Annotated in this window: 5 protein-coding genes; all 5 read right to left on the bottom strand. The window is 52.8% G+C overall.

Annotated elements, in window-relative coordinates; genetic code table 11:
- Positions 1–323: hypothetical protein (locus V6D20_09895; protein HEY9816091.1), on the bottom strand; the 323-nt coding region annotated here is incomplete at its 3' end.
- Positions 324–325: 2 nt separating this feature from the next.
- On the bottom strand, positions 326–838 hold the full coding sequence (locus V6D20_09890) for a hypothetical protein (GenBank protein ID HEY9816090.1): 513 nt from the start codon (positions 836–838) through the stop codon (positions 326–328).
- 2 nt (positions 839–840) lie between these two features.
- Positions 841–3,093, bottom strand: coding sequence for a M23 family metallopeptidase (locus V6D20_09885; protein ID HEY9816089.1), 2,253 nt, complete (start codon positions 3,091–3,093; stop codon positions 841–843).
- A 68-nt stretch (positions 3,094–3,161) separates the two neighbouring features.
- Positions 3,162–4,823, bottom strand: coding sequence for an AAA family ATPase (locus V6D20_09880; protein HEY9816088.1), 1,662 nt, complete (start codon positions 4,821–4,823; stop codon positions 3,162–3,164).
- A gap of 62 nt (positions 4,824–4,885) precedes the next feature.
- A partial coding sequence (locus tag V6D20_09875; GenBank protein ID HEY9816087.1) for a DUF6753 family protein occupies positions 4,886–5,232 on the bottom strand: 347 nt, incomplete at its 5' end.

Genomic DNA, 5,232 nt, shown 5'->3' with positions numbered 1-5,232 from the left:
ATCATTCGCATCCCTTCTCCCAATTCAGTCACCTGCATCGATTGCCTTACAGATTCTTGCTCTGCCTCGGATAACGCAGACGAGTTGGCAGCAATAATTGCTTGAGATCGCTCCGCTGACAGCACCTCAGCCGCAGGTTTCCACACCACGGCTTCTTCACTCGCTCCTGCCGATGAACAGCCCATCAGCGTCAGCGATGATGCCATTAAAAATAAACCTGCACCTAGATACATCAACCGCAGTAGACGCCCAACCCAACGGGGCAACTCAATATCGCCAGAATCCTTCGCCTGCTGATTTTTTCCATCAATGTCGAGATTCATAACTAATTCCTTTGAATTGCGTCTAGAACACCGAGCTGCTTTAAGGCAGTCGCTTCCTCATCCAGCAGGGCTTGTTCAGATACATTAAATGCATCAATGAATTCTTCTCGCCCCAATCGGTCAAGCTGTCTGGAGAATTCGATTTCACGAAACTTGACGGCAACCTCAAACGGGACATAGTCGGCATAGGCGAGGAAGTCGCCCGGTGTATTCCACAACTCGACGGTGCAGCTCTCAGCGGTTTCAGACACCAACAGCGCAGAGGGGTATTGTTCGGCATTAGAACCCTCATAGGTATAGATCAGGTAATAATTGACGTCATCAACGGTCTTCGTTGCCATCAGGGTTGCCCCACCGGATGCAAAGGGAGAACTGCGATCTAGACATGGCTCGACCACAGTCGGTACAGAAGCGTCCGTTTGTGCCCGCACGAGCAGCACACTACCGACCACAACAGCAATGGTTAATGCCGCGAGCGCGAATAACTTACGAATAAAGGTCAAAGGATGATGCATATCTAAAAATTGATGAAGTTTTCTGGATCAACCGCTGTGCTTTTGGGTGGAAAATTGGAACCACTGTTCTCGTAGATCCCAAAATCAAGGTGAGCGCCGGTACCCACTCCGGTATTGCCCGATGTGGCAATTTGCTGCCCTTGGCTCACGGATGCACCCACGGAAACGGTATAGTCGCTGAGATGGGAATAGCGGCTTTGATACCCATTGCCGTGATCGACAACGACGGTTTTGCCGTAGCCACCCGCTCGACCCACGTAAACCACTTGCCCGCCATCCGATGCACTCACAGGTGTTCCCACGGGTGTCCCTAGATCCACGGCTGGGTGGAAACGGCTACAGCCATCACAGGGTCTCGTTCGGCGTCCAAAGTCAGAGGTTAGGACATAGCCAGGAGCCGGATTGGCAAAGTCACCCGTGGCTTCACCTGAACCGTCTCCACCCGGCGGGACACAGTTACCATCCTGTCCAGCGATCGCGCTCGTCCCCGTGGCATAGTTTTCACGCACCTCCACGCCGTAGTCATAGATGCTGAGCACGCCATTGCGATCCGAACTATCCCCGTCAATCGCCGCACCTGGGCCGCCAAACCACATCTGACCCACGCGCTCAATCAAGCGATCGCCTGTGAAGGGTCGCCCCGTTTGCGGATCAACTTGCCCTTGGGCACGCTCAAAAAGCTGGCTCATTTCTGCCTGGTAGGCTCGCTCTTGGGCCGGTTCAGGGAAATAGCGTCGTACTTCGTCTACTGATGGTTGATAGCCACCCTGAATTTTGTTGAGCCAAGCATCGCCGCCATCTACGGAGCGAACCTCAGCCTGCACTTCAGGGAGATAGGTCATCATCTGGTACCGCCCTAGTGCGCGTCCTCCACCATTCAATGCAACGTAGGGGCCAACCGCTTCGTATCCGCCTGATCCTTGCGATTCAATCTCGGCTAAAGCATTGGCGAGCCGATCCAAGTTCACGCCACGGATGGATTCACCAGAGCAGGGCCCAATCGTGGGATTGGCCAGCGGTGCCGTGGGCACTCCAGCGGGCGGTGCCGGAGCCGTGGACGATCCACCTTGATCATCTAACGGGCCCACAAAAATTAGAGCATTGACTCCATAGTCAAACCACGGCAGTTTGAACTGGTTATAGGGTGTGCAGGTACGTCCAGCGACCGGAAGCGACGTACACCAACGGAAGAAAATTTTGAAGCTAATTTCATCGCTACGCTCATCGGGTTCCCAAACCACCACCTTGAACACCGAACCAAACGGATGTCTGCCAGTTGGCTCATACCCCGTTGAGTAGCCCAACGGGGATGGCACATATTTCAACGGTCCGAAGCCACCTTCAACTTCGTGATACTGACCACTGATCCACTGCTTTCCTTCAAAGCTGCCCTGTGCCGCGCGACCTTGATTTTCTAGATCATCTAGCTCAATATAGGCGCACTCCACCGGATCATTGGCTTCTTCTGCCTCGTAGGGAGACTCAAAACCCGTCAGCTTTCCGCCATCGGGACAAGGAACGGTGAATCCAGCTTCATAACTACCAGAAATGGTATTGCGGCGATCGCTCTCTGCCGTGCCCCAAGCAAAATCAATACGGGCAATAATCCCTTCTAGACCGGATAGTCCCGTTGGAAAATCACTGAGAGATACGTTAGATAATCCAGGAAGGTCCGTTATGGTGGACGAATCCCACCCTTTGAAATCCACCATTGGCACGGCATCAACATTAGGAATGTCGCGAATAGCAAACGAGTCCAGCGCTGTTTCACCCAACTGAAGGTTTTCTAAGCCTGGATTGCGATTGAGAAATTCAGCGATGGTCTCAGTGCCAAAACTAGCCTGCCCAGTTTGCTCAGAGAGCAGTTGCTGCACAGGGGCAACCAATTCAATCTGATAATCGCCAAAATAAGGAACCGCTGTTTCAAGAGTAGCGAGCGTTTGACGCTCCAAAAGGTCAAAACTCGACAGGCGGGCAGACGTGTAGTCGGTTCCGGTCAGTTGGTTAATCTGCCCCAGCGAGAGCACCTGTCCATTCAATGCGGCCACATCGCCGAGGGTCAAAATGTCCGCGACCGGATCGCCCGCACGCCACTGGCGTTGAATTCCCTGAACGTTAACATTGCCACTATCCTCAACCGATCCCAGATCCCGGAACGATACATCGGCAAAGTCAGGAATCACCTCCTGATAGGCAGCATTTTGGCTCTGCACAGTCGGTGCAGGTTGAGCAAGCATCGGAAGCATCGGAACCATGGGAAATATCCAAGCACCGAGCGCAATGATGATGATGAGTAAGCCGCGCAATACATTCAACATGACGCTTAGAATTCAGACTGCTCGCCTTCCGCTAGCTGGATACTCCGAGACTGGCGATCGGCTTGGGCACGATCCCGAGTGGCGATCGCATCTTCGTCAATGCCCATCAACGATTGGTCAGGTACGGCAAAGGGTGAGGTATCGGGCCCCGATACTGGAATGGCATAGTCGGCTCGATTCTCAATGGCAGCGATTTGGTCACTAATATCTCGCTGTGTTGCCACAGGGGTAAAGGTTTGACGCTCCGCCAGCAAGCTTTCTAACTCAAGCCGTGGTTTCTCAGGACGAATGTTGCCCTGGCGCATATCGCGAAAATAATAGGCATCGGCAACATGCTGTACCGCTTTCGCCACCTCGGCCGGGGTACAGCCACGATAGTCCCGTAGCAAGATGCGCCAATCACGATCTGAAAAGTCATACTCGAAATACTGGCTGAGGTGAACCTTGAAGACCTCCCATAGCGATCCGGCGTGGGGCATTCCAAAGAAATGGACATACTCAAACCGTCGAATCATTTCCGCCGGTAACATCTGAAGATGATTAATGGTGGCAAACATGACGACGGGCGACGTGTGCTCTTGCATCCAGCTCAGAAGCTGACCGGCCATCTTTCCTAAAACCCCACCTTCCACACGGGTATCCCAACCGGAAAAGGCTTTCTCAAATTCATCGAAAAATAAAATGCAGGTGACGATTTCATCGACAAAATCCAGCAAGCTCTTCAGATTCTTCATGGACTCCTGAACGGTGCGGCCCACCAACCCATTCCAATCGGCACTGACCAGCGTTCCACCAATATGCTTGGCTGCTAGCTTGGCGGCAAGCGATTTCCCGGTTCCTGGAATTCCCCAAAGTAAAATGGCTTTCGGCGGTCGGACATGACGGGTCGCTGCTTCGGGCTGCAACAGCAAACGAATTTTATCTAATGTTTCGTAGAGGCGATCCATGCCCGCTGCGATCGGTACATCTGGCTCTGGCAACATCGTGATGCCACGCCCTTTCAGTTTTTTCGTTTTGTAGTCCATCACAGACGCTGTGATGGCATCCATATCAGATGCATCTGAACATCGATTAGTTGCTCGATGCAGGGCAATATCAATCTCCCCACGCGGCAACCCAGAACAGGCTTGGGTCAGTTGTCGCTGACGATCTCGATTGGCCTCAGTTTGCTCCATACTCAGCACATCCCAGCAAAACTCTGCCACCAACTGCTGCACCGCATCCCGACTGGGTATCGGGTACTCTAACGCTGGCAGTAATGGATACAAATCGAGCGGGATATGGGGATCAGAATCTAGCAATATGAGGTATTGCCGACGTTTCGTTTGCCGCAGCGCAAAGTGAGCATTTTGAATTTCATGCACTTGGCGATCGCTCACCTCTTTCAATACCCCCGCCAGCACAAAGACACCGGGCTGCGCTAGGTTCACCACTTGCGTAATGGTTCCCTCAGCATCTACCTTCGGCAGTGCCAGATCAGAGTCCTGGAGGTTGACCTGACGGCGGGCACCGCAAGGCGTCACCCTTTGAAGGCGCTCGAAGGCTGCATTCCAGTAGTACAGATCTAAATCTTGGCCCTCTATAAATTGCAGGAGCTGCGCCAACACAACGTTGCGATCGCATACCGCTGATTTACACGCGACAATGTATTCGTGCTCCTGTTGCAATTTTGGCCAGATCGTAATGGAATTAAAGGTTCCCTGGCTCATGGTTCAGTTGTTTGTGCTCATCATGGATCAGAGGAGAAAAACTCTCGCTCTGAGGGCGGCTGTGTCCAGAGGAGGCAGAATCCAGATCGCGCTTTGCGAGTCCCCATCTGAATCGTGACGCCAAGATCCTTAACTTGCTCTTGGCATTCGCCACCCAGTAAGTCTTCGTTCCATTCCAAAATTTGACGGGCATAGCGCCCTTGTGAACTGGTTGCCCAGTCTAACGTTTCTGCTTCATCTAAGGTGAGTTGGCGAGGTTCTCCAGGTGCCATCGTGACCTGAGACTGTTGCCACTGCGCATAACTCCATCCCCCCAAGAGTCCAAGACTCACTAATCCAAGGGCGATCGCCCCTGCCCCAATCAGAG

It is taken from the genome of Candidatus Obscuribacterales bacterium, assembly GCA_036703605.1.
In the GTDB taxonomy this organism is placed as follows: Bacteria; Cyanobacteriota; Cyanobacteriia; order RECH01; family RECH01; genus RECH01.
The sequence above is the reverse complement of the archived record's forward strand: the minus strand, read 5'-3'. Positions and strand labels throughout refer to the sequence as shown.

What these genes read in the sequence shown, in the direction of transcription:
- V6D20_09885 (HEY9816089.1), bottom strand. Translation starts at nt 3,093, where the DNA reads ATGGTTCCGATGCTTCCGATGCTTGCTCAACCTGCACCGACTGTGCAG.
- V6D20_09890 (HEY9816090.1), bottom strand. Translation starts at nt 838, where the DNA reads ATGCATCATCCTTTGACCTTTATTCGTAAGTTATTCGCGCTCGCGGCA.